Origin of the sequence: Azohydromonas aeria (assembly GCF_009760915.1) — a bacterium.
Lineage (GTDB): Bacteria > Pseudomonadota > Gammaproteobacteria > Burkholderiales > Burkholderiaceae_C > Azohydromonas > Azohydromonas aeria.
Genome location: NZ_VIDQ01000019.1, coordinates 1 through 26869 on the forward strand (window position 1 = coordinate 1; position 26869 = coordinate 26869).

28 protein-coding genes are annotated in these 26869 nt (G+C 73.7%); 15 read left to right on the top strand and 13 right to left on the bottom strand.

All coding sequences use genetic code 11. The annotated features are described in order from the left end of the window. The 3 genes from FJ694_RS13390 to FJ694_RS13400 all read left to right on the top strand — a co-directional run. Positions 1-735: phospholipase D-like domain-containing protein (locus FJ694_RS13390; protein ID WP_375140213.1), on the top strand; the 735-nt coding region annotated here is incomplete at its 5' end. Between the two features lie 51 nt (positions 736-786). Continuing rightward, a complete protein-coding gene (locus FJ694_RS13395) occupies positions 787-1986 on the top strand; it encodes a glycosyltransferase family 4 protein (RefSeq protein WP_232540012.1) in 1200 nt (399 codons plus the stop codon). Next, positions 1970-2515: a phosphatase PAP2 family protein gene (locus tag FJ694_RS13400; protein WP_157267745.1), complete on the top strand. Its 546-nt coding sequence runs from the start codon at positions 1970-1972 to the stop codon at positions 2513-2515. The genes FJ694_RS13395 and FJ694_RS13400 overlap by 17 nt, the downstream gene beginning before the upstream one ends. Before the next feature lie 249 nt (positions 2516-2764). On the opposite strand, the gene otnI is transcribed toward FJ694_RS13400, so the two are convergent. Beyond that, on the bottom strand, positions 2765-3562 hold the full coding sequence (otnI, locus tag FJ694_RS13405) for a 2-oxo-tetronate isomerase (RefSeq protein ID WP_157267746.1): 798 nt from the start codon (positions 3560-3562) through the stop codon (positions 2765-2767). A gap of 189 nt (positions 3563-3751) precedes the next feature. On the opposite strand from otnI, the gene FJ694_RS13410 reads away from it, so the two are divergent. From FJ694_RS13410 to FJ694_RS13420, 3 genes are all read left to right on the top strand, one after another. After that, positions 3752-3988, top strand: coding sequence for a hypothetical protein (locus FJ694_RS13410; protein ID WP_157267747.1), 237 nt, complete (start codon positions 3752-3754; stop codon positions 3986-3988). 100 nt (positions 3989-4088) lie between these two features. Next, positions 4089-4352, top strand: coding sequence for a type II toxin-antitoxin system ParD family antitoxin (locus tag FJ694_RS13415; protein ID WP_232540013.1), 264 nt, complete (start codon positions 4089-4091; stop codon positions 4350-4352). Next, on the top strand, positions 4349-4666 hold the full coding sequence (locus FJ694_RS13420) for a type II toxin-antitoxin system RelE/ParE family toxin (protein ID WP_157267748.1): 318 nt from the start codon (positions 4349-4351) through the stop codon (positions 4664-4666). Before FJ694_RS13415 ends, FJ694_RS13420 begins: the two co-directional genes overlap by 4 nt. A 27-nt stretch (positions 4667-4693) precedes the next feature. On the opposite strand, the gene FJ694_RS13425 is transcribed toward FJ694_RS13420, so the two are convergent. Both FJ694_RS13425 and FJ694_RS13430 read right to left on the bottom strand, forming a co-directional pair. Then, entirely contained in the window at positions 4694-5563 is an 870-nt protein-coding gene (locus tag FJ694_RS13425) for a DUF2334 domain-containing protein (protein WP_157267749.1), read from the bottom strand. 180 nt (positions 5564-5743) lie between these two features. Then, on the bottom strand, positions 5744-6967 hold the full coding sequence (locus FJ694_RS13430) for a glycosyltransferase (RefSeq protein WP_157267750.1): 1224 nt from the start codon (positions 6965-6967) through the stop codon (positions 5744-5746). Between the two features lie 116 nt (positions 6968-7083). On the opposite strand from FJ694_RS13430, the gene FJ694_RS13435 reads away from it, so the two are divergent. The 7 genes from FJ694_RS13435 to FJ694_RS13465 all read left to right on the top strand — a co-directional run bounded on the left by FJ694_RS13435 (position 7084) and on the right by FJ694_RS13465 (position 12568). Next, positions 7084-7536, top strand: a complete 453-nt coding sequence (locus tag FJ694_RS13435; protein ID WP_157267751.1) for a PA2169 family four-helix-bundle protein — start codon at positions 7084-7086, stop codon at positions 7534-7536. A gap of 14 nt (positions 7537-7550) precedes the next feature. Beyond that, positions 7551-8561 carry a DUF4142 domain-containing protein gene (locus FJ694_RS13440; protein ID WP_157267752.1) on the top strand — a complete coding sequence of 337 codons (1011 nt, stop codon included), beginning with the start codon at positions 7551-7553 and terminating at the stop codon, positions 8559-8561. Between the two features lie 18 nt (positions 8562-8579). After that, entirely contained in the window at positions 8580-9698 is a 1119-nt protein-coding gene (locus tag FJ694_RS13445) for a DNA topoisomerase IB (RefSeq protein ID WP_232540014.1), read from the top strand. Between the two features lie 224 nt (positions 9699-9922). After that, positions 9923-10381: an adenylyltransferase/cytidyltransferase family protein gene (locus tag FJ694_RS13450; RefSeq protein WP_232540015.1), complete on the top strand. Its 459-nt coding sequence runs from the start codon at positions 9923-9925 to the stop codon at positions 10379-10381. Then, positions 10378-10950 carry a D-glycero-alpha-D-manno-heptose-1,7-bisphosphate 7-phosphatase gene (locus FJ694_RS13455; protein ID WP_157267754.1) on the top strand — a complete coding sequence of 191 codons (573 nt, stop codon included), beginning with the start codon at positions 10378-10380 and terminating at the stop codon, positions 10948-10950. The genes FJ694_RS13450 and FJ694_RS13455 overlap by 4 nt, the downstream gene beginning before the upstream one ends. After that, positions 10947-11912, top strand: a complete 966-nt coding sequence (gene rfaE1, locus FJ694_RS13460) for a D-glycero-beta-D-manno-heptose-7-phosphate kinase (RefSeq protein ID WP_157267755.1) — start codon at positions 10947-10949, stop codon at positions 11910-11912. The genes FJ694_RS13455 and rfaE1 overlap by 4 nt, the downstream gene beginning before the upstream one ends. 2 nt (positions 11913-11914) lie before the next feature. Beyond that, positions 11915-12568 (top strand): D-sedoheptulose-7-phosphate isomerase, encoded by a 654-nt coding sequence (locus tag FJ694_RS13465; protein WP_157267756.1) that lies wholly within the window; start codon positions 11915-11917, stop codon positions 12566-12568. Here FJ694_RS13465 and FJ694_RS13470 read toward each other — a convergent pair. Both FJ694_RS13470 and FJ694_RS13475 read right to left on the bottom strand, forming a co-directional pair. Next, positions 12554-12871 carry a hypothetical protein gene (locus FJ694_RS13470; protein ID WP_157267757.1) on the bottom strand — a complete coding sequence of 106 codons (318 nt, stop codon included), beginning with the start codon at positions 12869-12871 and terminating at the stop codon, positions 12554-12556. The genes FJ694_RS13465 and FJ694_RS13470 overlap by 15 nt on opposite strands. Further along, positions 12868-13167, bottom strand: a complete 300-nt coding sequence (locus FJ694_RS13475; RefSeq protein ID WP_157267758.1) for a nucleotidyltransferase domain-containing protein — start codon at positions 13165-13167, stop codon at positions 12868-12870. Before FJ694_RS13475 ends, FJ694_RS13470 begins: the two co-directional genes overlap by 4 nt. A 203-nt stretch (positions 13168-13370) precedes the next feature. On the opposite strand from FJ694_RS13475, the gene FJ694_RS13480 reads away from it, so the two are divergent. Continuing rightward, positions 13371-14147, top strand: coding sequence for an arsenate-mycothiol transferase ArsC (locus FJ694_RS13480; RefSeq protein WP_157267759.1), 777 nt, complete (start codon positions 13371-13373; stop codon positions 14145-14147). Positions 14148-14157: 10 nt separating this feature from the next. Here the strand turns inward: FJ694_RS13480 and FJ694_RS13485 are convergent, their stop codons facing one another. From FJ694_RS13485 to FJ694_RS13520, 8 genes are all read right to left on the bottom strand, one after another. Continuing rightward, positions 14158-15129, bottom strand: a complete 972-nt coding sequence (locus FJ694_RS13485; RefSeq protein ID WP_198320820.1) for a UDP-glucuronic acid decarboxylase family protein — start codon at positions 15127-15129, stop codon at positions 14158-14160. Beyond that, a complete protein-coding gene (locus FJ694_RS13490; RefSeq protein WP_157267760.1) occupies positions 15126-16136 on the bottom strand; it encodes a glycosyltransferase family 4 protein in 1011 nt (336 codons plus the stop codon). Before FJ694_RS13490 ends, FJ694_RS13485 begins: the two co-directional genes overlap by 4 nt. Positions 16137-16145: 9 nt before the next feature. Continuing rightward, the gene (locus FJ694_RS13495) at positions 16146-17237 is read right to left on the bottom strand and encodes a glycosyltransferase family 9 protein (RefSeq protein ID WP_157267833.1); all 1092 of its coding nucleotides are present in this window, start codon (positions 17235-17237) and stop codon (positions 16146-16148) included. A gap of 101 nt (positions 17238-17338) precedes the next feature. Next, positions 17339-18313: a glycosyltransferase family 2 protein gene (locus tag FJ694_RS13500; protein WP_157267761.1), complete on the bottom strand. Its 975-nt coding sequence runs from the start codon at positions 18311-18313 to the stop codon at positions 17339-17341. Between the two features lie 90 nt (positions 18314-18403). After that, positions 18404-20293 (bottom strand): carbamoyltransferase family protein, encoded by a 1890-nt coding sequence (locus tag FJ694_RS13505; RefSeq protein ID WP_157267762.1) that lies wholly within the window; start codon positions 20291-20293, stop codon positions 18404-18406. Positions 20294-20344: 51 nt separating this feature from the next. After that, positions 20345-21517 (bottom strand): glycosyltransferase family 9 protein, encoded by a 1173-nt coding sequence (locus FJ694_RS13510; protein ID WP_157267763.1) that lies wholly within the window; start codon positions 21515-21517, stop codon positions 20345-20347. Beyond that, positions 21514-22149 (bottom strand): D-glycero-alpha-D-manno-heptose-1,7-bisphosphate 7-phosphatase, encoded by a 636-nt coding sequence (locus FJ694_RS13515; protein ID WP_157267764.1) that lies wholly within the window; start codon positions 22147-22149, stop codon positions 21514-21516. Before FJ694_RS13515 ends, FJ694_RS13510 begins: the two co-directional genes overlap by 4 nt. Then, a complete protein-coding gene (locus FJ694_RS13520) occupies positions 22146-23438 on the bottom strand; it encodes a glycosyltransferase family 4 protein (protein ID WP_157267834.1) in 1293 nt (430 codons plus the stop codon). Before FJ694_RS13520 ends, FJ694_RS13515 begins: the two co-directional genes overlap by 4 nt. Before the next feature lie 439 nt (positions 23439-23877). Between FJ694_RS13520 and FJ694_RS13525 the strand changes: the two genes are divergently transcribed. Continuing rightward, on the top strand, positions 23878-26853 hold the full coding sequence (locus FJ694_RS13525) for a hybrid sensor histidine kinase/response regulator (protein ID WP_157267765.1): 2976 nt from the start codon (positions 23878-23880) through the stop codon (positions 26851-26853). The last annotated feature ends 16 nt before the right edge of the window (positions 26854-26869 follow it).

A 26869-nucleotide genomic window follows, 5' to 3' on the forward strand; every position in this document is an offset into this window, starting at 1 on the left:
CTGGCGCTGCGCGGCGGCGCCAGCCGGGCGCCGGGGGCCGCCGCGCTGCGCCGCGCCGGCGCGCTGCTGGGCGTTCCCGCGCGCTGGCGCCGCTGGTGGCCCTGGCGCCCGGCCCCGCTGCCGCTGCTGCTGGCCGACGGGCGCTTCGCCTTCATCGCGCCCGGCGGCACGGGCGCGCCGGTGCTGGCGCTCGAAGGCCCGGCCGTGCCGGCGCTGCAGCGGGACTTCCTCGACGACTGGGCGCAGCGGCTGCAGCCGGCGCTGGCGCCGCGGCGCTTCACGGCGCTGCAGCCGGTGGCCGGGCAGCAGCAGCTGGTGCGGGTGCCCCCTGAGCACCCGCTGGGCGCGCAGGCGCTGCGCGCGGCGCTGCTGCAGGCCGTGACCGTGGCGCAGTCCCGCATCCGCCTGGCCCTGGGCCCGGGCGAGAAGCTGGGCCCGGCGCTGCTGCGCGCGCTGTGCCGGGCCGCCTGGCGCGGCGTGGACGTGGAGCTGCTGCTGCCGCGGCCGGTGCGCGCCACCGCGCTGCTGCAGCGCGCTGGCGCGCTGTGCCGGGTCGTGCCCGGGGCGCCGTCCGCCGCTCCGGCGCTGGCCGTGGTGGACGGCCTGTGGGCCGCGCTGGGCACGCCGCGCCTGGCCGACGAGGCCGCGCCGGTGCTGCTGGACGTGGACGCCGGCGCGGACTTCGAGCGCCAGTTCAAGCGGCGCTTCGACGCGGCGGCCCGGGTGCAACCCTGAACCTGCCTGGGGGGCCCCCGGTGGCCCCGGCGGCGCCCTTGGGAACGCCGCATGCTTGAAGCCCCGCACCGACGCTTCCCCAGAGCCGCCGTGCGCATCGCCTACGTCACCGAAACCTACCCGCCCGAAGTCAACGGCGTGGCCCTGACCACCGAGCGCACGGTCCGGTACCTGCGCGACGGCGGCCACGCGGTGCAGCTGATCCGGCCGCGCCAGCGCGCCGAGGCGCGGCGCGACGACGGCGAGGAATGGCGCACCCCGGGCTGGCCGATCCCGCTGTACCCGGACCTGCGCTTCGGGCTGGCGCGCCAGGCCGGGTTCGAGCAGCGCTGGCAGGCGCTGCGGCCGCACCTTGTGCACCTGGCCACGCCCGGGCCGATGGCGCATGCGGCGCTGCACGCCGCGTGCCGCCTGGGGCTGCCCGTGACCAGCGATTTCCGCACCAACTTTCACGCCTACGCCCGCTATTACCACCTGGGCTGGGCCGAGCCGCTGATCGCCGCGTGCCTGCGGCGCTTCCACAACCGTGCCGGCTGCACCTTCGTGCCGACGCAGGCGCTGGCGCGGCAGCTGCGCCTCAACGGCTTCCAGCGCGTGGAAGTGCATGGCCGCGGCGTGGACACGCAGCTGTTCTCGCCCGAGCGCCGCAGCGCGGCGCTGCGCGCGCGCTGGAACGCCGCCGAGCCGCGCCAGGTGGTGATGCTCTACGTCGGCCGGCTCGCCGCCGAGAAGAACGTGGTGCTGGCGCTGCGCGCGTTCCAGGCGGCGCGGCGGCTACGCCCGCTCACGCGCATGGTGGTCGTGGGCGACGGCCCGCTGCGCGCGCGGCTGGAGCGCGACTTCCCGGCCGCCGAGTTCGTCGGCGCGCAGCATGGCGAGGCGCTGGCGGCGCATTACGCCAGCGCCGACCTGTTCCTCTTTCCCAGCCAGAGCGAGACCTTCGGCAACGTGACGCTGGAGGCGCTGGCCAGCGGGCTGGCGGTGGTCGCGGTGGACCTGGCCGCGGCGGCGCAGCACATCGACGCCGGCGTCAACGGGCTGCTGGTGCCGCCCGACGACGAGGAGGCCTTCATCCGCACCGCCATCCGCGCCGCGGAGATGGCCGAGCTGCTGGCGCCGCTGCGCCACGCCGCGCGCGAGTCGGCGCTCCAGGCGGGCTGGGAGCAGGTGCTCGGCCGCTTCGAGCAGCGCCTGGCGCAGCTGGCGCTGCAGCCCCTGCCGGCGCGGCTATCGCATGTGGCCATGGCCTGAGGCGCGCCGCGCGCGCTGGCTGGAACTCGACCGCCACTGGGCGCGGCGGCTGCACCGCGGCGCCGGCTGCGTGCTGCTGCTGCGGCCGCTCATCCTGGCCAGCCGCCTGGGCGACGGGGGCCTGTGGTACGTGCTCATGCTGGTGCTGCCCTGGCTGGGCGGCAGCCCCGACGGGCTGGTGTGCTCGCTGCAGATGCTGGCCGCCGGCACGCTCAACGTCGTGCTGTACCGCTGGGCCAAGCTGCGCACCGGGCGCGAGCGGCCCTGCGTGGACTGCCCCGACATCCGCGCCTGCACCCGGGCGCTGGACCGCTACAGCTTCCCCAGCGGCCACACGCTGCACGCGGTGAGTTTTTCGATGCTGCTGAGCTGGCACTACCCGGGGTGGGCGCCGCTGGCTTGGGCCTTCACGGCGTTGGTGGCGGCCTCGCGCGTGGTGCTGGGTCTGCACTACCCCAGCGACGTGCTCGCCGGCGCGCTCACCGGCTGCATCACCGCGGGGCTGCTTCTGGCATCGTGGCCGTGGTGAGGAAGCAATTCCGTTTCTTTCTCAACCGCAGTGCCTGGAAGCCTTTCCGTTCGTCCTGAGGTATCGAAGGATGAACGGCCGCCGCTGCAAGGCTGCCATCCGAGCCTGTCGGATTCGGCCTTCGATACCTCAGTCCGAACGGTTCAACGAACCAGCAGTTCCCGGCGTGCGTACCAGCCTCACGGATTCGCCCTTCGATACCTCAGTGCGAACGGGTGAAGGTTCAACGGCCTGACAGGCAACCGCTTTTCACTCCTGCCCCGCCCGCCAGCGCCGCAGCCAGCCCAGTCCTTCGGAAGTCCCGGCGCGCGGCCGGTACTCGGCGCCGACCGGGCCGTCGTAGCCCAGCGCGTCGATGAGGTCGAACAGGTACGGGTAGTGCACCTCGCCCGCGTCGGGCTCCTGCCGGTCCGGCACGCCGGCGATCTGGATGTGGCCGACGCGGCCCGTGGGCAGCCAGCGGCGCAGGCCCGTGGCCAGGTCGCCCTCGACGATCTGGCAGTGGTAGAGGTCGAACTGCACCTTGACGTTGGGCGCGCCCGTGTCGGCGGCGAGCCGGTGCGCCTCCTGCTGGCGCCGCACCAGGTAGCCGGGCACGTCGCGCGGGTTCAGCGGCTCGATCAGCAGCGTCACGCCCTCGGCCGCGGCCAGCGGCGCGGCCCAGCGCAGGTTGTCCAGGTAGGTGCGCTCCAGCAGCTCGCGCGGCATGCCTTCGGGCATCACGCCGGCCAGCACGTGCAGGCGCGGGCAGCGCAGCGCGCGCAGCCAGGGCAGCGCCTGCTGCGTGAAGCCGCGGCGGAACTCGTCCACCCGGTCGGGCAGCGCCGCGATGCCGCGCTCGCCCGCGTCCCAGTCACCCGGCGGGGCGTTGAACAGCGCCTGCGCCAGGCCGTGGCGCCGCAGCCGCGCGGCCACCTCGGCCGGCTCGAAGGCGTAGGGGAACAGGAACTCCACGGCGTCGAAGCCGTCGGCGGCCGCAGCCTCGAAGCGGTCGAGGAAGGCGTGTTCCGTGTACATCAGCGACAGGTTGGCGGCGAAGCGGGGCAAGGCGTCTCCTTCGGGCTCGACGTTCCGGCCGGCAAGCCAACGCCTGGGGCGGCCGGGCCGGGATGGACGGTTCAACCCGCATTGTCGAGCGGTGGCCTGGGCTGCCGGTTGCACGCCGCAGCGGTCGGCCTACGATGCGCCGAGACGCGCGGCCCCCGCGGGCCGTGCGCCGCACAAGGAGGTATCGACATGGAACACAAGCTGCATCTGCTCGAATCGTTCCAGGCGCAGGACGCGCAGGGCAAGCGCTACAAGGTCAAGGGCTACGAGCACCTGATGCGCGAGGACCTGTTCGTCTCGGCCGAGGAGCTGTGGGAGCCCACCGGCCAGGCCGAGTACCGGCTGGACACCGGCGAGCCCCTGGACATGCTCAAGGACGGCACGCTGCGCCTGCGCGGCAGCGACGTGGTGCTGACGCGGCAGTAGGCCAGCAGCCCTTTCCTGGTCAACAGCCCGGCCCCGGCCGGGCTTTTTGTTGACCGAGGCACTCCCGGGCCGATTGACAATGGTTGCCAAGAATTTGAGCATGCCGGCCATGACCAGTACCAGCACCATGAACATCGCCTTGCCGGAAGCACTGCGCGCCTACGTGGCGCAGCGGGTCGAGTCCGGGCAGTACGGCAACACCAGCGAATACATCCGTGAGTTGATTCGCCAAGATCAGCGCGAGCAGGCCGCGGCGCATTTGCGCGCCTTGCTGGAAGAAGGCCTCGCCAGTGGGGTGCCGACGCCGGACACGCCGACCGACTGGGACGAACTCCAGGCATTGGCACGAGGCAACCGCGGGTGAAGCGTTGCCTGTTGCGGCCCCGCGCCCGTGACGACCGGCGCGCCGAAGTCCTGAATTACCGGGAAGTGGCTGGCACCGCGGTAGCTGCCAGGCTCGTCACCGCCATGGCCAAGGCCCTGGAAGAGTTGTCCACGAATCCTGGCATGGGCTCACCGGTGCTGGGCCAGACATTGGGCGTGGAAGGCCTGCGGACGTGGCGGCTCGACGGATTCCCGCTGACGTTCTGGTATTTCGAACGCGACGAACACGTCGATGTCGTGCGCCTCGTCGGCCAGCGCCAGGATCCGGGCCGGCTGATGGATTTCGACGACTGACCGCCGCCTTGGCGGCCCTGCCCGGCTTCAGTCCACCGCCCCGCGCGGCATGCGTTGCGCCACCTCGCGCAGCAGCAGCGGCTGGCGGCCCTGCTCCAGCGCCCGGGCCAGCAGCTCCAGCCAGCAGTCGCGCACGCCGGGATGCACCACGTCGTCGGGGTGCAGCTCGAAGCGCAGCAGCGGCGCGTTGCGCAGCCGCCGCGCCAGCATCGGCACCCACAGCCGCGACAGGCCGCGGCGCCACGCCGCGCGGGTGCTGAACGCCAGGCTCCAGGCGCGCAGCGGCGGCTGGCCGCGCAACCCGACGAAGCGGTCCAGCGTGCAGCTGTAGTCGAAGCCGGCCGCGGCCAGCGCGCGGGCGCTGTCCGCGCCCAGCAGCCACGCCGGCGGCACGAAGCCGTGCAGCGGCCAGCCGCGGCGCGCGAACCAGCGCCGGCCCAGCGCCAGGCGCCGCGCGGCGTCGGCCTGCGGCAGCGCCGCGAACTCGCCCTCGCCGGCGGTGTAGAAGCGCCGCCGCAGCCGCTGCAGCGCCCCGCGCGCGGGCAGCGGGTCGAGATGGCTCCAGCCGTGCAGCGCCAGCTCGTGGCCGCGCGCGAGGGCTGCGTCCATGGCTGCCTCGAAGCTGAAGGTGGACGGCGCGCCGTGCCAGCGCGGCACCACCAGCAGCGTGGCTGGCAGCGACGGCGCCAGCGCGGTGGCCGCCTCCAGCAGCGCCGCGCAGCGCTCCCAGGTGGCCGGCGCCACGTCGTGCACCACCAGCGCCAGCGCGCCGCCCGGGGCCAGCGCGTCGCGCGGCAGGTCCACCGGCGCCAGCGAGACGAAATCGACCGGGCCGGCGGCCGGATCGGGGGCCGCTTCGGCGCCGGGACTCAAGGCAGAAAAGGACATGGCGGACATGGGGCGCTGCCCCATGGGGTGAAGGTGTCAATCAGCGCCCCGGTGCCGGGCAGGCCGGTTTCCGGGGCCCTTTCGGGAGCCGGGCAAGGCACTCTCCCGGGCGGCTCCCAGGGAAGCCGCCCCAGACCGGGCGGTGGGGAATACGGGCAGCGCAGCGCACGGCGCGCGGCCCGCGCCGTTTCAGTGCAGGTCCTTGCCCGACGGCATCCCGCACCAGTGCAGCGCCGGCAGCGTAGCCTCGTCGCCCGTGAGGCGGCTGCCGCGCAGCAGGCGGCGGTAGCGGCCCAGCAACTGCGGCATCACCTGCTCCCAGTCGTGGCGCTCGGCGCAGGCGCGGCCCTGGCGGCGCAGGGGCTCGAGGTCGCCAGCAAACAATGCCGCAATCGCTTCTGCCCAGGCGGCGGGCTTGTCGCTGTCCACGGCAAGCGCGGCGCCGCCCTCGGCCAGCTCGGCCAGCCCGGCGGCCTGACGCACGACGACGGGCGTGCCGCAGGCCATCGCCTCCAGCGGCGCCAGGCCGAAGCTTTCCTGGTCGCCGGCGTGCACGAAGGCGTCGGCGCTGGCCATCAGCCGCGCGAGCTGGCCGGGCCGCGGCTCGTAGGGCAGGCGCCGCACGCGCGCGCCGTGCGGCGGCAGCGGGCCGTCGCCCACGGCCAGCAGCAGCCAGGGCTGGCCCAGGCGGCGCACCGCCTCGGCCAGCAGCGGCAGGTTCTTCTCCGGGGCGAAGCGGCCCACGAACAGCAGCAGCCGCACGTCCTCGCTGATGCCCAGCTCGGCGCGCAGCGCCGGGTCGCGCCGCGAGGGGTGGAAGGTCTTGGTGTCCACGCCCAGCGGCTGCTGCTCGACGTTGGCCAGGCCCAGCGCGCGCAGCTGCTCGGCCATGGAGCGGCTGGGGGCCAGCACCAGGTCGAAGTCGCGGTACATGCGGCCGATGTAGGCGCCCACCGTGCGGCGCACGCTGGCGCGCACCCAGGCGGGCCCGCCCACGAGCCGCGCGGCCATCGCCATCACGTTGCTGTGGCAGAAGGCCACCACCGGCACGCCCAGGCGCTGCCCGGCGTCCAGGCTGGCCCAGCCCAGGCGCAGCGGGTCGCCGGCCTCGATCAGGTCGGGCCCCAGGCGCTCGATGCGCCGCGCCGCGGCACGGCGGTCCAGCGGCAGCCGGTAGCCGCCCAGGCCCGGCAGCGGCAGCCCGCCGGCGTCCTCGAAGCCCCAGCCGCGCGCGCCGGGTGCGAACACGGTGTGCTGCCAGCCCTGCTGCCGCGCCAGCCAGCCGTGCTTGACCTGCAGGTAGCGCTGCACACCGCCGCCGGTCGGGCTCCAGAACATGGTCGTGTCGACCAGGTGGCGGCCTGCATCGTCATCGTCGTCGCGGGCCGGCGGGGACAGGTGTGGAGGCTTCATGCGCGCACCTGTGCAAACGCCATGCCGCACTGCAGCAATTCAAATCGAAACCCCGGCAATGTCCCGGGCACGCTGCCTGCCTGCAGCGGCGCACCCACACCCAAGGAGAGACCTCCATGAGCAACGACGAAGTCATCGACACCCTCAACGACCTGATCGAGACCTGCAAGGACGGCGAGTACGGCTTCCGCACCAGCTCCGAGCATGCCAAGGCGCCCGAGCTCAAGACGCTGCTGCTGGACCGCGCCAGCGACTGCCAGCGCGGCGCCAGCGAGCTGCAGTCGCTCGTGACGCAGCTCGGCGGCGAAGCCGACACCGGCGGCAGCGCGCTGGGCGCCATGCACCGCGGCTGGGTCGCGGTGAAGGCCACGCTCTCGACCTACGACGACAAGGCCATCCTGGAAGAGTGCGAGCGCGGCGAGGACACGGCGCTGACGAGCTACCGCAACGCGCTGGCCAAGCCGCTGCCGCCGCAGATCCAGGCCGTGGTGGACCGCCAGTACCAGGGCGTCAAGCGCAACCACGACCAGGTGCGCGAGTTGCGCAACCGCCTGCGCGCGGCGACCTGAACGGCGCGGCACCCATGACCCGCCGCCTGCGGACGCTGCCGCTGGCCGCAGCGCTGAGCCTGGGCCTGGCCCTGCTCGGCGGCTGCGACCCCAAGTCACCCAAGGTCACGGCCGATGACCGCCCGGCCACGGGCGAGGTCACGCGGGCCGAGGGCAGCGTCACCGGCAGCGGCGGCACCGCCACCGGCGCCGGCGGCGCGGGTGCCACGACGGCGCCGGGCACGCCCTCGGGCTCGCTGCCCGCGGCCTCCGGCCCGGCCGTGCCGGCCGGCAATGAGCCGACGGCCGGGGGCAGCACCGGCGCGCCGCTGGGCGCCGGCGGCGGCCAGGCCACCGGCGGCGCCACGCCCAGCGACACCCACCGCTCCACCACGGGCGAGCCGGGCCGCGACACGGGCGTGTCCGCCGGCACGGCCGCCCCGCCGGGCACGGCGCCGCCTTCCAACGCCGTGCCGGCCGCGAGCACCGCCTCGATGGCGGCCGGCGCGGACGACATGGCCAATCGTCCCGCCGTGGTCCAGCGCCAGCAGGCCGCGCCGGGCGGCGATGCCCCTTCAAAGGACGGTGCGCAGGGCGCCCCGGCCGCACGGCTGAGCAGCGCCGAGCGCACCTTCGTGCAGACCATGGGCGGCCTGCAGCTGTACGAGATGGCCGTGGCGCAACTGGGCCAGTCGCGCGCCAGGGACCCGGCCGTGCGTGCCTTTGCCGAGCAGATGCAGCAGCACCATGCCAAGGCGCAGACGCAGCTGCAGGCGCTGGCGCAGGCGCACCGCGTGGATCTGCCCACGCAGATGCCGGCCGACCGCCAAACCGTGATCGAGCGCCTGGAGCGCACCACGCCGTTCGACGTGGCCTTCGTCAACACCGCCGGCATCCAGGACCACCGCACCAGCATCGAGCGCGTCGAGAAGATGCGCCGCGACGCCCAGGACCCGCAGCTCCAGGCCTGGATCGACCAGACGCTGCCGGTGCTGCGCGAGCACCTGGAGCAGGCCCGCAAGCTGCCCGGAGCCAGCGACCGTTGATCTGAACCCTTCGCCGCCATGTCCGCCCTGCCGCAGCCGCCCCTCGACGAGCCGCTGCCGGCGGGGCTGGTGTGGGTCAGCGACCAGATGCCGGGGCTGCGGCGCGAGCGCCGCGGCGACGGTTTCGTCTACATCGACCCGCAGGGGCGCGAGCTGCAGGACGAGCGGCGGCTGGCGCAGATACGCAAGCTGGCCATCCCGCCGGCCTACACCGAGGTCTGGATCTGCCCGCGGCCCAATGGCCACCTGCAGGCCACCGGGCGCGACGCGCGCGGGCGCAAGCAGTACCGCTACCACCCCGACTTTCGCGCCCACCGCGAGGACCACAAGTTCGAGCGCCTGACCGAGTTCGGCCAGGCGCTGCCGCGCATCCGCGCCCGCGTCGCCGCCGACCTCAAGGCCAGTACCCGCGCCGGCCCCTCGCGCACGCTGGTGCTGGCCACGCTGGTGCGCGTGCTCGACAGCACCGTGGTGCGCGTGGGCAACGACGAGTACGCGCGCAGCAACCGCTCCTACGGCCTGACCACGCTGCGCCGCCGCCATGCCGGGCTGCGCGGCAACACGCTCAGGCTGCACTTCCGCGGCAAGCACGGCGTGGTGCACGAGGTCGCGCTCGACGACCCGCAGGTGGCGCGCGTGGTGCGGCGCTGCCAGCAGCTGCCGGGACAGGAGCTGTTCCATTACGTGGGAGAGGACGGCGCGGTCCACGCCGTGGGCTCGGCGGAAGTCAACGACTACCTGGAACAGGCCGCGGGCGAGCGCTTCACGGCCAAGGACTTCCGCACCTGGCACGGCAGCGTGCACGCGCTGGAGCTGCTGCGGCAGGCCTGCCGCGAGTGCGAAGGGGCTCCCAAGCTGGCGCCCGTGATCGCCGAGGTGGCGCGGCGCCTGGGCAACACCGCGGCGGTGTGCCGCAAGGCTTACGTCCACCCGGCCGTGCTGGCGCTGGCCGAGGACGAGCAGGCCGGCTCGACCCTGTGCCGGCGCCTGGGCGAATCCGTGCGCGCCCACGGCGGCCTGCAGGCCAACGAGTGGCGGCTGCTGCGCTTCCTGCAGCAGCCGCGCAAGCGCCCCGGCGCGGCCTCCCGGCCCCGTGCCGGCGGCACACGCCTTGCCAATGCGGAGCGTCGCTGTTGAGCCCGCCCCAAGTGCAGACTCGTCCCGCTCTCCAGTCCACCGCTTCTCTCCTTCCACTCCCCCGAGGCTGCTCCTTCGCAGCCACCTCAAACGGCCCCCGGGAACATCACCGGGCTTCCAGGGATGTTGCCTTGTCATCCATGCACGAAACACCCCCGACGGATTCCCCAAGCCTCACCCGGGAATATCACCGGGTATCCCTGGAAGTTTCGTCAGCATCCAAATTGTGTGCTCGCGCACATGTCTCGTCGCGCGCCGCGAAGCTGCCGCGACCGCGCGTCTTCACCAACGGCGTGTTCGACCTGCTGCACCGCGGCCACGTCGAGTGCCTGCAGCAGGCGCGCGCGCTGGGCGGCTCGCTGATCGTCGGGCTCAACAGCGATGCCTCGGCACGCTTGCTGGGCAAGGGCCCGGAGCGCCCGCTCAACCCGGAGGCCGACCGCGCCTGCGTGCTGGCGGCGCTGGAGTGCGTGTCGCTGGTCGTGCTGTTCGACGAGGCCACGCCGCTGGCGCTGCTGGAGGAGGTCCGGCCGGAGATCTACGTCAAGGGCGGCGACTACGACGTGCAGCGCCTGCCCGAAGCCGCGCTGATGGCGCGCTGGGGCGGCCGCGCGCTGGCCCTGCCCTACCTGGACGGCCGCTCCACCACGGCGCTGGTGCAACGCATGAGGGCCGTGCCGTGACCGGGGCACCGCCCCGGCGCGGCGCCCTGCGCCCGGCCGCCTTCCTCGACCGCGACGGCGTTATCAACGAGGACCGCGGCTACGTGCACCGGGCCGAAGACTTTCACCTGCTGCCCGGCGTGGTGGAGGCGCTGCGGCTGCTTGGCCGCGAGCACGCGCTGGTGGTGGTCACGAACCAGTCGGGCATCGCGCGGGGCTACTACACCGAGGCGCAGCACCACGCGCTGGGCGAGCACCTGCGCGCGCTGCTGCGCCCGCACGGCGTGCAGATCGAAGCCATCTACCACTGCCCGCACCACCCGGAAGCGGCGCTGGCGCAATGGCGGCTGGATTGCGATTGCCGCAAGCCCGCGCCGGGGATGCTCCTGCGCGCCGCGGCCGAGCTCGGGCTGGACCTGCGCGCCTCGCTGCTGGCCGGCGACCGCGCCAGCGACGTGGCCGCCGGCCGCGCCGCGGGCGTGGGGCGCTGCTTCCTGATCGCGCCGGCCGGATCCGCGGACGGTGCGGACAGTGCCGCCGACGGCGTGTTTGCAAGCCTGCTCGACTGCGCCAAGGCGGTGCTGGCATGACGACGGCCGTGAAGCCCATCCTCGTCGTCGGCGACTGCATGCTCGACCGCTACTGGGAGGGCGCCGTGGACCGCATCTCGCCCGAGGCGCCGGTGCCGGTGCTGCAGGTGCAGGGCGAGACGCGGCGCGCCGGCGGCGCGGCCAACGTCGCGCTCAACCTGGTGGCGCTGGGCAGCGAGGTGCGGCTGCTGACGCTGGCCGGCCAGGACGAGGCCGGCGCGCAGCTCGCGGCCCTGATGGACAGCGCGGGCATCCATTTCGACCCGGTGCGCGACCCGGCGTTGCAGACCATCCAGAAGATCCGCTCGGTGTGCCGGCGCCAGCAGCTGCTGCGCATCGACTTCGAGCAGCCCCCGCCGCCGCAGTGCGTGCGCGCCCTCACCGAGCGCGTGCTGGCGCTGCTGCCGCAGCACGAGTGGGTGCTGCTGTCGGACTACGCCAAGGGGGCGCTGGCGCACAGCGCCGAGATCATCGCCGCCGCGCGGCGCCACGGCTGCAAGGTGCTGGTCGATCCCAAGGGCGAGGACTTCGCCCGCTACTACGGCGCCTGGCTCCTCAAGCCCAACGCCGCGGAGCTGCGCGCCGTGATGGGCCGCTGGGCCGACGACGTGCAGCTGCTGCACAAGGCGCACGAGCTGCGCTCGAAGCTGCGCCTGCAGCACCTGCTGGTGACGCTGGGCGAGCAGGGCATGGCGCTGTGCACGCAGGGCGAAGGCTGCCTGCGCATGCCGGCGCAGGTGCGCGAGGTCTACGACGTCAGCGGCGCAGGCGACACCGTGCTGGCCACGCTGGCGCACACCCTGAGCCGCGGGCTGCCGCTGGAGGAGGCGGTGCGCTGGGCCAACCGGGCCGCGGGCATCGTGGTGGGCAAGTTCGGCACGGCCAGCGTCAGCCGCGAGGAGCTCGGGCTGGACGCTGCGCCGGCGCCATCGGCGACAACCATCGACAACCAAGGAGCCTGAGCATGGGCGTGCTGATCAAGGTGCCGCAAGCGGCGGACGGGGCGCGGGTGACGTGGCTGGACGGCGCCGTGCCGGCGTCCGTGCCGGCGGTCGGGCTCTACCAGCGGGCGCTGCGCGAGCACCGCTCGCTGTTCGCGCGGCTGCAGGTGCTCGAAGGCGCGGTGGCGCAGGCCGCGGCCGTGATGACGCAGGCGTTGGCGTCGGGCGGCAAGCTCATGTTCTGCGGCAACGGCGGCTCCGCCGCCGACAGCCAGCACCTGGCGGCCGAGCTGACCGGGCGCTTCGTGCGCGAGCGCCGCGCGCTGGCGGCCATGGCGCTGACCACCGACACCTCGGCGCTGACCTGCATCGCCAACGACTACGACTTCGACCAGGTGTTCGAGCGCCAGGTGCGCGCGCTGGGCCGCGCGGGCGACTGCCTGGTGGGCATCTCGACCTCCGGCAAGTCGCCCAACCTGCTGCGCGCCTTCGCCGCGGCGCGGGCCCTGGGCATCCACACCGTGGGGCTGCTGGGCCGCGACGGCGGGGCGCTGGCCGCGCTCAGCGACGTGCCGGTGATCGTGCCGGGACAGTCCACCGCGCGCATCCAGGAGGCCCACATCTTCATCGGGCACAGCTTGTGCGGGCTGGTGGAGGAAGGGTTAGGACTGGGTTGAAGGGCCGGGCGCGGTGCGGTGCGCGATTTCCTCGCGCAGCGCCGCCGCCGTGGCCAGCAGTGCCGGCAGCAGCTTGTCGCCCAGCGTGTCCTGCAGCCGCGCAAAGCGGGCCACGAAGGCATCCACGCGCTCGGCCAGCAAGCTGTCTTGGGGCAGCGTCGCGGCCCGATCCAGCGTCATGGGCAGCTCGAACAGCCGGCCATCGGTGTCGGCCAGGTAACGGGCCTCGCGCTCCACCACGCGCGCCAGGAACAGCAGCCGTTCCCGCTCCGCGCCGGCCTCGGGCAGGGTATCGGGTCTCACAGCTGCACCCCCGTCTCGCGCGCCACCCGGTGCACCGGGAACTGCTGCAGGTTGGGCGCCTGCAACAGCACGTCGATGCGGCGTTCGCCCAGGGCCATCTCCAGGTGTGCGCCGATCGAGGCCATCAGCCGCGCCGGGTGCTCCACCGGCTCGGGACACTCGATCAGCAGGTCGATGTCGCCGCCGCGCGCCGCGTCGTCGATGCGCGAGCCGAACAGCCACACCCGGCCGCGGCCGCCGGTGAGGCGGTCCACGACCTGGCGGATGGTCTGGCGTTCAGCAGGGCTCAGGCGCATCGGGACAGTCTAGGCCAGCGGCTGGCGCTTCGGCGCGGGCCCCGCTGCGCCACCGAATGGCTGGCCCGCCGTTCCTTTTCCGCAATCGCGGCAAGGCCGTGAAGCCAAGCAAGGTGTTTGATAGCTGCCCTTGGAACCATGGCGCCACCTGTCGATCGACACGGGCGCCGGCGATAACAACCGGAACTTCACCGGGACCTGCGGTGTCTCTGGCGCAACGGTTTCCTGGACGCCCAAGCAGCATGGCATCTCAGTACAAGCACACTTACCGGGCCGGCAAGGCGGCCCGGCAGCACGCCAACACCGTCGCGAACCTCGGCGACATGGATTCCCCGGGCCTGTTCGAGCGCGTGGGCACCTGGGCCCATTTCGTGGTGGATGCGCCTACCCAGTTCACACGCCCCGACCTCTCAAGCGTGCGGCGGCTGGTCTTCGTCTGCAGTGCCAACCTGCTGCGCAGCGCCTATGCACAAGCGCTGTGCATGCAAGCCGGTGTCGAGGCGGACTCTTTTGGCCTGCACGCGCACACGGGCATGCGCACTTTCGCCACGCCGGCCCGGATTGCGGCAGCCATGGGCGCCCGCATCGACCAGCACCGCGCCCGGCACTGGCGCGACTTCACGCCCGACGAAGGCGACCTGTACCTCGTGATGAAGCCCGACCATGCCCGGCGTCTGCTGATGCTGGGATTTCCACCGCAGCGCATCGCGCTGCTGGGACACTGGTCGCGACCGCGGCGGCTGGAGATCCGCGATGCCCACGGCAAGAGCGAGGCGGACCTGCGCCAGTGCTTTGCGCTGATCCGTTCCGCGGTCGGCAGGCTCGTCCGTGAGGTGCAGGACGCGGCGACTGCGCCCCGGCTGCACGACGGCGGGATGCAGCCTCGTCCGCCGGGCGACGCGGCGCCCAATGCCCCCAAAAGGCCCCTGATGTGGGCAATGGGTGGTGCCGCAGCGGCGGCAAGCCTGGCGGATTTCTGAGCCCGCCCCTTCAATGCCCCTTCCCGGGCGGCGCCTTCAGCACCTCCTCGAAGTACGCGATCGTGCGCGTGAGCCCGTCGCGCAGTTCCACCGTCGGCTCCCACTCCAGCATGCGCTTGGCCAGGGATATGTCCGGGCAGCGCCGGCACGGGTCGTCGGCGGGCAGCGGGCGGAATTCCAGCTTCGAGCGCGAGCCGGTGAGGTCGAGCACCAGATTCGCGATGTCGAGCATGCTCAGCTCCTGCGGGTTGCCCACGTTCACCGGGCCGGTGAAGTCCGGCGGGCTGGCCATCAGGCGCAGCAGCGCCTCCACCGTGTCCGAGACGAAGCAGAAGGCGCGCGTCTGGTGCCCGTCGCCGAAGATGGTGATGGGCTCGCCCTTGAGCGCCTGCACGATGAAGTTGGACACCACGCGCCCGTCGGCCGGGTGCATGCGCGGGCCGTAGGTGTTGAAGATGCGCGCGATCTTCACCGGCAGCTTGTGCTGCCGGTGGTAGTCCATGAACAGCGTCTCCGCGCAGCGCTTGCCCTCGTCGTAGCAGCTGCGCGTGCCGGCGGGGTTGACGTGGCCCCAGTAGTCTTCCCGTTGCGGATGCACCTGCGGGTCGCCGTACACCTCGCTGGTGGAGGCTTGCAGGATCTTCACCTTCAGCCGCTTGGCCAGGCCCAGCATGTTGATGGCCCCGTGCACGCTGGTCTTGGTCGTCTGCACCGGGTCGAACTGGTAGTGCACCGGCGAGGCCGGGCAGGCCAGGTTGTAGATGGCGTCGCACTCGACGTAGAGCGGAAAGGTCACGTCGTGGCGCATCAGCTCGAACTTCGGGTCGGCGATGAGGTGCGCGATGTGCTCGCGCGCGCCGGTGTAGAAGTTGTCCACGCACAGCACCTCGCAGCCCTGCACCAGCAGCCGCTCGCACAGGTGCGAGCCGATGAAGCCGGCGCCGCCGGTCACGAGCACGCGGTGTCCATACAAGCTTCTCATGCGACGGCTCCCGCGGTGGCGTCGTTGACGACCCGGGTCAGCACCCGGTCCCAGTCGGCGGCGAAGCGCCCGATGCCGAAGCGATCCTGCACCGTGCGCTGCGCCGCGTCGCCCCAGCGCCGCGCCAGCGCCGGGTCGCGCAGCAGCTCGTGCATCACCTCCACCAGGCGATCGACGCGGGTGTCGGTGTAGCCGTTGACGCCGTTGGCGATCACGCTGGGCAGCTCCGTGGTGGCCAGCGCCACCACCGGCATGCCGATGCCCATGGCCTCCAGCACCGACAGCCCCAGGCTGGTGTAGCGGATCGGGTTGAAGAAGAAGCGGTAGCGCGCCATGAAGCCCGGCAGCTCCAGGTTGGGCACCTCGCCCAGCCCGCCCACCGACAGCGAGTCCATGCCCACCAGCGCCAGCGGCACCTGCGCCCTCACCTGCTCGTACACGTCCAGCCCCAGGCGGCGCCCGCGCTTGCGCAGGTTGTTGACCACCACCAGCCCCTCGGCCTTGTCGCCGGCGTGCCGCACGCCCGGCGGCAGCTTCACGCCGTGCTCGACGATGCTCACCGGCGCGTCGCCGCTGTCCCACATCAGCGCATTGAAGGGCGTGCAGTGGACCAGGTGCACGCCGTCCACCTCGCTGGCCCAGTGCCGGGTGTTGGTCGGGTGCTGCTGCGGCGGGTCGTGCTCCAGGTAAAGCGCCGGCAGCGCGCGCTGCGCGGGCGTGAGCAGCTGCAGCCGGTCCTCCTCGAAGGCGGCGCGGTGCTGGTAGAGCACGCAATCGAATTCCATGTGCGCCAGCCGGTCCGCCGGCGCCTCGTGCACGTTGTCGCCCCAGGGCAGCGTGCCGACGCGCCCGGCGTGTCCCGGCGGGTGGCCCGGCAAGGTCAGCAGGTAAAAGTCGTGCGGCGCCTGGCTCAGGTAGTAGAGGTAGTTGCCGTGCACGTGCCAGGTGAGCACGCGCAGGCGGCGCGAGGTGGTGGACGAGGCGGCGGCGCCGGGTCGGTCTTGCATCGGCATCGCTCAGCTGTAGACCCGCGGCTCGGGCCGCGGCTGGGTGAGCGCGACGGCCAGGCGGCCCTCGCAGGCGGCGGCGACCTCGGCGGCGCCGATGGCCAGCGCGCAGGCGTGGCCCGTGGGGCAGGCGACGTGCATGCAGGGCCGGCATTCCATGGCCTGCCATAGCACGTGGTGCGCGCCGCGGCCCAGCGGGCGCCAGCGCGACACCTCCGAGCCGCTGGCCACCACCACGCTGGGCGTGGCCAGCGCCGCGGCCACGTGCGAGATGCCCGTGTCGTTGCACAGCAGCAGCCGCGCGCGTGCCACCAGCGCACCCAGCGTCCACAGCGTGGTGCGCCCGGCCAGGTTGACGCTGGGCTGGCGCATGAGCGACTGCAGTTCCCCCACCAGCGCCGCCTCGCCGCTGCTGCCGGTGAGCACCACCGTGCAGCCCTGGCGCGCGAGCCGGTCGGCCACCTCGGCAAAGCGCTGCACCGGCCAGCGCCGGCTCGGCAGCCGCGCCCCGGGATGCACCACCACGTACGGCGTCTCGGCGTCGGCCCCGGGCCACACCGCCTGCAGGTCGCTGAAGTCCTGGGGCTTGAGCGGGAACTCCAGCTCGTCGCCGCGGCGCGCCACGCCGACGTGGTCAAGCAGCCGCAGCAGCCGGTGCACCTCGTGGCCCTCGTTGGGCCAGGGCGTGTAGAGCTCGGGCTGCGGGCAGAAGGCGCCGGGCTCGAAGAAGCCGGCCGTGCGCCGCGCGCCGCAGGCGGCCATGAGCGGGTTGACGATGCGCCCGCTGCCGTGCATCTGGAGCAGCAGGTCGAACTGCTCGCTCTGCATCAGCTGCAGGAACTGCGGCACGTGGCCCTGGTCCACGCCGGACTCGGGCAGCCCGGGGAAGCCGGGGAAGTCGATGAAGCGGTCCACCATCGGCAGCCGCTGCATCAGCTCGCGCGCCCAGGGCAGGCCGATGTAGGTGATCTCGGCCTGCGGATGCGCCGCGCGCAGTGCGCGCAGCGCCGGCACGGCGCACAGCACGTCGCCCAGCATCAGCGCGCGGAACACGCCGATGCGGCGCAGCGGCCCCTCGGCAGCCGGCGCCACGGCAGGCATGCCGAGCGGGCGCCGGTCACGCGGGGGAAAGTAGGACAAGGGGGTCGACATGTCGGGCCTCGGTGACGAAAGAAAGGAGTCCGGAAAGGGTCGGACGGGGTTCAGATGAACAGCACGCGAAAGCGCCAGGCGCCGACGAGGCGCCAGTACATCGCGAGGTAAGGAATGGCGAAGGAGGTGACCAGCATCTCGGCCACGTGCGACGGCGCCCGCGAGGCGCCGCGCAGCCGCTTGGCGGCAAAGCCCAGGATGCCGCCCAGCGCCAGCAGCGCCGCCAGCGCCGCCGCGCCTCCCTGCCCGGCCAGCGCCAGCCCCAGCGCCGCCAGCGTGCCCAGCACGATCAGCACGTAGCGCCACGGCGGGCGGCTGCGGATGCGCTCCTTGAAGAGATGCGGGTGCTTCTTGAACAGCAGCGCGTCGAAGCAGACGTTTTCCTGCTGCCACAGCGAGATGCCCCAGCGCGCCTCGCGCACCGGGTGCACGACGATGGCCTCGGCCGCGCGGCCGACCTCGCCGACCTGCTCCAGCAGCGAGAACTGCAGGTCGGAGTCCTCGCGCCAGGCGCGCTTGAAGCGCTCGTCGAAGCCGCCCACGCGCTCCAGCGCGCTGCGCCGCACGAAGGCGTTGGCGGTAACGAACTCGGCCGTCTCCAGCCCCTGCGTCATGCGCGCATGGTCGGTGGGCGGGCCCAGCACCGGCACCACCACGCGCCCGCTGGCCGCGGCCAGCTTGCGCCCCAGGGCGCGCCAGCCCTGCTCCAGCCAGCGCCGGTCGGGCACGGTGTCGTCGTCGGTGAAGGCGATGATCGGCGCCAGCGTGGCGCGCCAGCCGCGGTTGCGCGCCGCGGCCGGCCCGCGCGTGCCGTGCGGCTGCAGGTAGCGCAGCGCCGGCGCCCCGGGGCGCGCGGCCAGCTCCTCGACCACGGCGCGGGTGTCGTCGCTGCGCCCGTCGTCCACCACCAGCACCTCGAACAGCACCGCATCCAGGCTCTGCTCCAGCAGCGCCTCCAGGCAGCGCCGCAGCAGGTCCGGGCGCCGGTAGGTGGGAATCACGACGGCGATCTCGACGGGATTCATCGGTGAAACGTCTCCGCAGGTCGTTGGGGGCCCGACACCCGGCCGCCGCGGCACACGGGCCGCCGCCCGCGCCGCCCGGCGGCCATCGCGTCAGCCCTTGCGCAAGATGAAATTGCCGATCACCAGCACGTCCAGCGGCGTGCTGAAGAAGGCGTCCAGCGCGTCCTTCGGAGTGCACACCACCGGCTCGCCGCGCACGTTGAAGCTGGTGTTGATGAGCACCGGCACGCCGGTGAGCGCGCCGAAGGCCTTCAGCAGCGCGTGGTAGCGCGGGCTGGCCTCGGCCGTGACGGTCTGCACCCGCGCCGTGAGGTCGGCGTGGCAGGCAGCCGGTATGCGCGCGGCCTGCTCGCGGATCACGTCGTAGATGAAGAGCATGAAGCGCGCTTGCCCGCCGTTGGCCTGCGCCGGCGTGAACCAGTCGGCCAGGTCTTCCTCCGGGACGGCCGGGGCCACGGGGCGGAAGTCTTCGCGGTCCTTGAGCTCGTTGATGCGCGCCTGCATCCCGGCGTGCAGCGGCGAGGCCAGGATCGAGCGCGCCCCCAGCGCGCGCGGCCCGAACTCCATGCGGCCCTGGAACCAGCCGATCACCAGGTCCTGCGCCAGCAGCCGCGCCGTCTCGGCGGCCACGTCGTCTACGCGCCGGTAGCTGAGCTTGGCCCATTTCAGGAACTGCTCGATCTCCTCGTCGCCGTAGCCCGGGCCCCAGTAGGCGTGCTGCATGGACCAGTCCGAGCGCGCCAGCACGGTGGGCACGGCATTGGGCGCGGCGCGGCCCTCCAGCGCTACCTCGCGGCCGGCCGGGGCTGGTTTCCGTTCGTCCTGAGGTATCGAAGGATGAATGGCCCCGGCCGTGGCACCGACATGGGCTGCAACAGCAGCTCCCTGAATTGAGGCCTCTGCCCCTGCCCGCTCGCGCGCATCCACCCACAGCGCCGCGCCCAGCGCGGTGCCGGCGTCGCCGGCGGCGGGCTGGACCCAGACCTGCTCGAACAGCCCGGCGTCGCGCAGCCGCGCGTTCATGACGCAGTTCAGCGCCACGCCGCCGGCCATGGCCAGCAGCGGCTCGCCGCTGGCCTCGCGCAGCCAGGCCGCGAGCTGCAGCGCGCTGCGCTCCAGCACCTGCTGCAGCGAGGCGGCCAGGTCCAGGTGCGGCTGCTCCAGCGCGGCGCCGCGCTCGCGTGGCGGCACCAGCGCCGCCAGGTCGATGGCGCCGATCTCGTAGCGCCCGTCGGGAAACACCTGCACGTGGCGCTGCAGCACCTCGGCAAAGCGCGGCTGGCCCAGCGCGGCCAGCGCCATCACCTTGTACTCGTCGCTGCTGTGCAGGAAGCCGAGGTGGCTGGTGACGCGCTCGTAGAGCAGGCCCAGCGAGTGCGGCATGTCCACCTCGCCCAGCGGGCGGTACAGCCCGTCGGCCCACAGCCCGTAGGCGGTGGTGGCGTCCTCGCCGCGGCCGTCCACGGTCATCACCGCGCAGCGATCGAAAGGCGCGGCCAGGAAGGCGCTGGCCTGGTGGCAGAGGTGATGGTCGATGAAATGCCACTTGAAGGGCCCGTCAAAGCGGCAGCCCCGGAAGCGCTTCTTCAGGTGGTGCGGCGCGCCGTCGGCGAGCTGGCGCGGGGCGTTGCTGACGTAGGCGGCGAACAGCGGGTCCCAGGGGTTGTCCCAGCCCGGCGCCGGTCGCGCCGAGGGTTTCAGGGGCAGCGTGATGGTGTCCCCCGTCAAGCGGCCCCTGATGAAGCGCTCGGGGTCGTAGCTGTAGGCGACGTGGTCCACCTGCGCCAGCGTCAGGCCCGCCTCGGCCAGGCAGTAGTCGATAGCGTGGTAGGGCAGCTCCCAGGCTGTGAAGGGCAGCGGCCGCTTGCCGTGCTTGATGCGGGTGAAGCGCTCTTCCTCCGCGGCGGCGATGAGCTGGCCGTCGCGCGCCAGCGCGGCGGCGGAGTCGTGGAAGGCTGCGTTGATGCCGAGGGTGATCACCGATGGGTCTCCAGGAAGGCCCGGCGCGCGCGCCGGGGGAACGCGGCCAGGTCAGCCCAGCGCCGTGACGGGATGCGGGATGCAGGGGCTGGCCGGGTGCAGCGGCACGCCCGGCAGCGCGGCGTCCATGAGCTCCTGCGCGGCCCGCACCACGGCCTCGGTCGGCACGCGCTCCAGGCAGTCGTGGTGCTGCTCGGGGCACACGCTCTTGAGGCAATGCCGGCACGGCACCGGGTGGTTGAGCACCCGCGCGCGCGCCTGCCAGGGCGTGTGCTGCGGATTGGTCAGCGCGTAGAGCACGACCACCGGCGCGCCCAGCGCCGCGGCGATGTGCGCCGGCGCGCTGTTGTTGCACAGCGTGACCTGGGCGCCGGCGATCAGCGAGGCCAGCTCGCCCAGCGCCAGCTGCCCCGCCAGCGACACGGCCGAGCCCGGGCGCATGGCGGCCATGGCCTGCGCCACCAGCGGCGCCTCGTCGGCGCCGCCGCTGAACACCGCCTGGCAGCCGGTGGCGTCCACCAGCGCCTGCGCCGCCTGCCCGAAGCGCTCGGCCGGGTAGCGCCGCGACGCGGCCGTGGCGCCGGGATGCACCACGACGTAGGGACGCGTCAGGTCGCCGCCGGCCTGCTCGAACTTGTGGCGCATGGTCAGCGCCTCTTCCACGCGGAAGCGGAACATCAGCCGCTGCGCGTCGGCCTGCAGCCCGACGTGGCGCACCAGGTCGAGCTGGCGCTGCGCCTCGTGGCGCATGCCGTCGGCCGGCACCTCGGTGTCGTGCAGCCAGTCGGTCAGCAGCTCGTACGGGTTCTCGCGGCTGTAGGCCAGACGCAGCGGGATGCCGGCCTGCAGGCACAGCAGCGCCGCCGGCAGCGCGCTCTGGGTGCAGACGGTGAAGATCACCGCGGCGTCGAAGCGGCCCGCGGCCAGCCGCGCCACCAGCTGGGCCTCGGCCTGGCCCAGCGGCAGCGACGCCTCCAGCGCGGCGGCCGGGCGCTTGACCCAGGGCGCGTCGAAGGCGATCACGTCGTCCACCACCGGCACGTGCGCGGCCAGCGCCGCGCCGGCGCGCGAGGCCAGCAGCGTCAGGTGCGACTGCGGCAGCGAGGCGCGCAGCGCCACCAGCGCGGGCGTGGTCATGAGCAGGTCGCCCAGGTTGTCCAGGCGGATGGCCAGCACCCGCTTCACCGATTGCCAGCGGCGCTGGCGTTCGCAGGCGGCAGTCATGGCAACACCTCGGCCGCCGCGGCGGCAGGGTCCGGCCCGTGCATGTGCATGTTTTCCGTCATCTCATCACTCCCCAGGATGAAGTTCGCTGTGTCCAGCAGGTCCTTGGCGCGGTGGCGGGGCCGGCGCAGCGGCGAGAACTGCCACAGCGTCTCGTGGCCCACGTCCAGCAGCACCGTGCGGCAGCCGGCGCGCTGGCCGGCCTCGACGTCGTTGAGGATGTCGCCCACCATCCACGACCGCGCCAGGTTCAGGCCCAGCGCCGCCTCGGCCTGCAGCAGCAGCCCCGGCGCGGGCTTGCGGCATTCGCAGCCCGCGCCGGGCGCGTGCGGGCAGAAGAAGAAGCCGTCCAGCGCCACGCCGCCCTCCTCGCGCAGCCGCCGCTGCAGCGCCTGCTGCAGCACGCCGAACTGCGCGGCGCTGAAGTAGCCCAGCGCCAGCCCGGGCTGGTTGCTGACCACGACCAGCGCGTAGCCCGCGCGCTGCAGCGACTGCAGCGCCGGCAGCGCGCGCCGCGTGAAGCGCAGCCGCGCCGGGTCGGCGTTGTAGGGCACGTCCTCGACCAGCGTGCCGTCCTTGTCCAGGAACACCGCCGGCCGCGCCGGCGCGGCCGTGGCGGCGCCATGCCTCATGCCAGCGCCCCCGGCTGCGGCAGCCCCCCGGCGGCGGCGGCGGCCGGCGCCGGCGCCACCGCGGGTTCGCGCGGACGCCGCACCGCCTGGTACACGGCGGCCAGGTCGTCGGCCACGCGCTCCCAGGTGAACATCGCGCGCACGCGGCGCATGCCGGCGCGGCCCAGCGCCTGCGCCAGCACCGGGCTGTCGTGCAGCTGCTGCAGCCGCGCGGCCAGCGCCGCCGGGTCGCGCGGCGGCACCAGGAAGCCCGTGACGCCGTCGGCCACCGAGTACTTGACGCCGCCGACGTCGGCGCCGATCACCGGCACGCCGCAGGCCATGGCCTCCAGCGGCGTGATGCCGAAGGGCTCGTACCAGGGCGTGGTCACGAACACGTCGGCCGCGCAGTAGCACTCGGGCAGCTGCTCGCGCCGGCGCTGCCCGGTGAAGATGACTTGATCGGCCACGCCGCCCTCGCGCGCGATCTCGCGCAGCCGCGCGATCTCGGGCGTGCGCCCCTCGTCGGGCTCGGGCGCGTCGCCGCCCACGATCAGCAGCTTGAGCCTGGGGATGTGCCGCAGCAGCGCCACGGCGCGCACCACGTTGTCCACGCCCTTGCGCGGCACCAGGCGGCCGAGCTGCAGCACCACGAAGTCGTCGCTCGCCAGGCCCAGGCGGCGCCGCGCGCGCGCCTTGTCCACCGGCGCGAACTCCTGCAGGTCCACGCCGCAGGGCACGCAGGCGATGCGCCGGTCCTCGGCGCCGTAGAGGCGCAGCAGGTCGAGCCGGTCCTGCGGGCACTCGGCCACCACGCGGTCGGCGCCGCGCACGATGCGCTCCTCGATGGCGATGCGCTCGGCCGGGAAGCCGTCGCTGGCGCCCTGGTGCTCGCGCCGCACCCGGCCCAGCGCGTGGAAGGTCATCACCAGCGGCAGCCCGAAGGCGGCTTTCAGGCGCAGTCCCACCAGCCCCGACATGAAGAAGTTGGCGTGCACCACGTCGTAAGGGACGCTGTGTGCCAGCAGTTGCCGCGCCGCGCGCGTGAAGGCCGGCATGTGCGGCAGCAACTGTTCCTTGGGCACGAAGCGCGCCGGCCCGGCCGGGATGTGCAGCACGCGCATGCCCGGGCGCACGTCCACCGCCGCGGGCAGCGCCGCGTCGTCGCGGCGCGTGAGCACGTCCACGTGGTGGCCGCGCAGCGCCAGGTGCCGCGCGACCTGCAGCACGTAGGTGTTCTGCCCGCCCGCGTCCACGCCACCCTGCACGGCCAGGGGAGAGGCGTGTTCGCTGATCAAGGCAATGCGCAGCGGCGGTGAACTCATGAGGCCAATCCCATTGCAGCGGTGTCGGTTTGGGGAGGCAAACGCCGTTCCTCGCAGCCCAGGGTGCGGGGGTCGCGCGGTGTGAGGAAGAAGACCCCTTGACAAGCCGCCGCGAGCGGCTCTTTTCCCGGCACTGCGCTTGCCCTGGAGGGCCCAGGCCGGACCCGGGATGTCCAGGTGAAGCCGCCGCGGCCGGGCCGTGCAGGCGTTGCGCGGGCAACGTCCGGCCCGGCCGGCGGCTGGCTAGACTGGCCCGCACGGGGCCGGCGGCCGCTGCGCCGCGGTCCCGCCACAGAACAAGCTCGCGAGGAGGAACGATGACGATGAAGCTGCCGCTGTGCCCGCCGCCGCTGCGGCGGCCCGGCATGCCGCGGCCACGGTCGCACCCGCACGGGAACCGTGCTTGCCCGGCGGCAGGCCTGTGATGAAGCTCGATCGCGCCTCCCGAAGCGGCTGGGGCCCCGGTTGGCCCCGCGCCTCGCTGCGCACCTACCTGGTCGCCATGATCCTGCTGGGCACGCTGCCGAGCGTGCTGCTGATGTCGTGGCAGGTGTTCACCGACATCAAGGCCGGGCAGCGCGAGCTCGATGCGCAGCTGCAGCGCAGCGCCGAGGCACTGGCGCGTGGCGTGGAGCGCGAGCTCACCGCCAGCGTGGAGGCGCTCAACATCCTGGCCGGCGACGGCGCGCTGCAGCGCGACGACGCCGCCGCCTTTGCCGCCTCCTTCACCGACCAGCCGCAGCAGCGCGCCTCCTGGAGCGGCGTGTTCCTGCTGGGCGCCGACGGGCAGCCCCTCTTCGACACCGGAGCGGCGCGCGCGCCGCCCGGCGCCGCGCTGCAGCCGCTGGCGCGCCCGCTGCTGGGCGGCGCGCGCGTGGCCGTGTCGGACCTGATCGCCGGCCCCGGGGCCCAGGCCTACAGCAGCGCCGTGCTGGTGCCGGTGCGGGTGCAGGGCGAGGTGCGCTACGCGCTGGGCGCGTGGATCGACGCCGGCGTGTGGCAGCGGCTGCTGGAGGGCGCGGGCCGGCCCGAAGGCGGCTTCCTGAGCCTCTTCGACGGGCAGCGCCGCCTCATCGCCCGCGCCGCCGACACCGGCCCTGCCGGCGCGGGCGAACTGCTGCCCGAGAGCGCGCGGCAGTTCGTGCGGGACAACCCCGCGGGCGTGATGCGCAACGAGCGCCTGGGCGGCGGCGACACCTACGTCGCCTGGCAGCCCGCGGGCTATGGCTGGGGCGTGGCCGTGGGCGTGGAGGCCGAGCCGCTGGACGCGCGCGCCAGCCGCGCGGTGGTGGCCACGCTGGGCACCGCGCTGGGCTGCCTGATGCTGGGCGTGGCGCTGGCGCTGTGGGTGGCGCGCCGCGTCACGCTGCCGCTGCGCCGGCTGGCCACGGCCGGGCCGCGCCAGCCCATGGGCCGCATCGTCGTCGACGAGATCACGGTGCTGCGCGACGCGCTGGTGGCCGCCGAGGCCCAGGAGGCCGTGGCACGCACGCGGCTGCAGAGCAAGGCCGACGAGTTCGAGACCCTGTTCCACAGCATTCCCGTGGGGCTGGCGGTGGCGCACGACCCGCAATGCCGCTCGGTGCTGCACAACGCCGCCATGGACGCGCTGCTGGGCCCCGCCGCCCCGGCGCAGGAAGTGCGCATGCTGCACCGCGGCCACCTGCTCGAAGCCGGCGAGCAGCCGCTGCAGCGCGCCGCGGCCAGCGGGCAGGCGGTGCGCGGGCTGGAGCTGGAGCTGCAGTTCCCGGACCGGGCGCCGCGCCACGTCATCGCCCATGCCGCGCCGCTGCTCGACGCCGCCGGGCGGCCGCGCGGGGCCATCGGCGCGCTGGTGGACATCAGCGAGCGCAAGCTCGCCGAGGCCCGGCTCACCCATGCCGACCGCCGCCTGCGCGAGAGCCAGCACCTGGTGGACCTGGCGCAGGAGGCCGGCCACGTCGGCTTCTTCCACTACCACGTGGGCACCGACACCGCCTCCTGGACCTCCGGCCACGCCAAGCTCTTCGGGCTGCGCAGCAAGCGCGTGGAAGGACCGCTGTCGGAATGGATCGAGCGCATCCACGCCGAGGACCGCCATGGCGTGCGCCAGGCGCTGGCGCGGCTGCTGCGCCAGCGCGCGCAGCGCCTCACGCTGGAGTTCCGCGTGGCGCTGGCCGAGGGCGAGGTGCGCTGGCTCTCCACCCGCATCGTCATGACCTACGCCGACGACGGCCGCCCGCTGCAGGCCATCGGCATCACCGTGGACATGACCGAGCAGCAGGTGGCCGAGCGCGAGCGCGCCGCGCTGGTGGAGCGCGAGCAGGCCGCGCGGCGCGAGGCCGAGGCCGCCAGCCGCGCCAAGGACGAGTTCCTGGCCATGCTCGGCCACGAGCTGCGCAACCCCTTGAGCGCCATCTCCTCGGCCGTCGAGGTGCTCAACCGCGGCGGCACCGACGAGAAGCTCGCCGTCAATGCGCGCAACATCATCGGCCGTCAGACGCGGCACTTGGCGCGGCTGATGGAGGACCTGCTCGACGTGGCGCGCGTCATCTCCGGCAAGGTGGTGCTGTCGCGCCAGCCGGTGGAGCTGTCGGCGCTGGTGCAGCGCCTGGTGTCCACGCTGCAGCTCACAGGGCAGCTGGCGCAGCACGAGGTGCGGCTCGACCTGCACGAGGTCTGGGTGGACGCCGACGCCACGCGCATCGAGCAGGTGGTCAACAACCTGCTGACCAATGCCGTGAAGTACACGCCCGAAGGCCGCGCCATCGAGCTGCGCGTGGCGCGCCAGGGCGACGCGGCGCTGCTGGAGGTGCAGGACCATGGCCTGGGCATCCCGGCGGCGCTGCTGCCGCGTATCTTCGACCTGTTCGTGCAGGGCGAGCGCACGCTGGACCGGCGTGCCGGCGGCCTGGGCATCGGCCTCACGCTGGTGCGCCGCCTGGTGGAGCTGCACGGCGGCACGGTCGGCGTGGAGAGCTCCAGCGCGGGCAGCACCTTCGGCGTGCGGCTGCCGGCCATCGAGCCGCCGGCGTTGCAGCCGGTGCGCCAGACGCGTGCCGCGGCGCGCCGGCGCCACGTGCTGCTGGTCGAGGACAACGCCGACGCCATGAGCGCGCTGAGCAGCCTGCTGGAACTCGACGGCCACACCGTCACCACGGCGGTGGACGGCGTGGCCGGGCTGGCCGAGCTGGTGAAGTCGCGCCCGGAGGTGGCGGTGATCGACATCGGCCTGCCCGGGCTCACCGGCTACGAGGTGGCCAAGCGCAGCCGCGCCGCCGGCCATGCCGGCAAGCTCATCGCGCTCTCGGGCTACGGCCAGGGCCGCGACGTGCAGCAGGCGCTGCGCGCGGGCTTCGACGCGCACCTGGTCAAGCCGGTGGACCCGGAGGCGCTGCGGCAGCTGCTGGCGGAGCCGTGAGCGGGCCTTGACAACG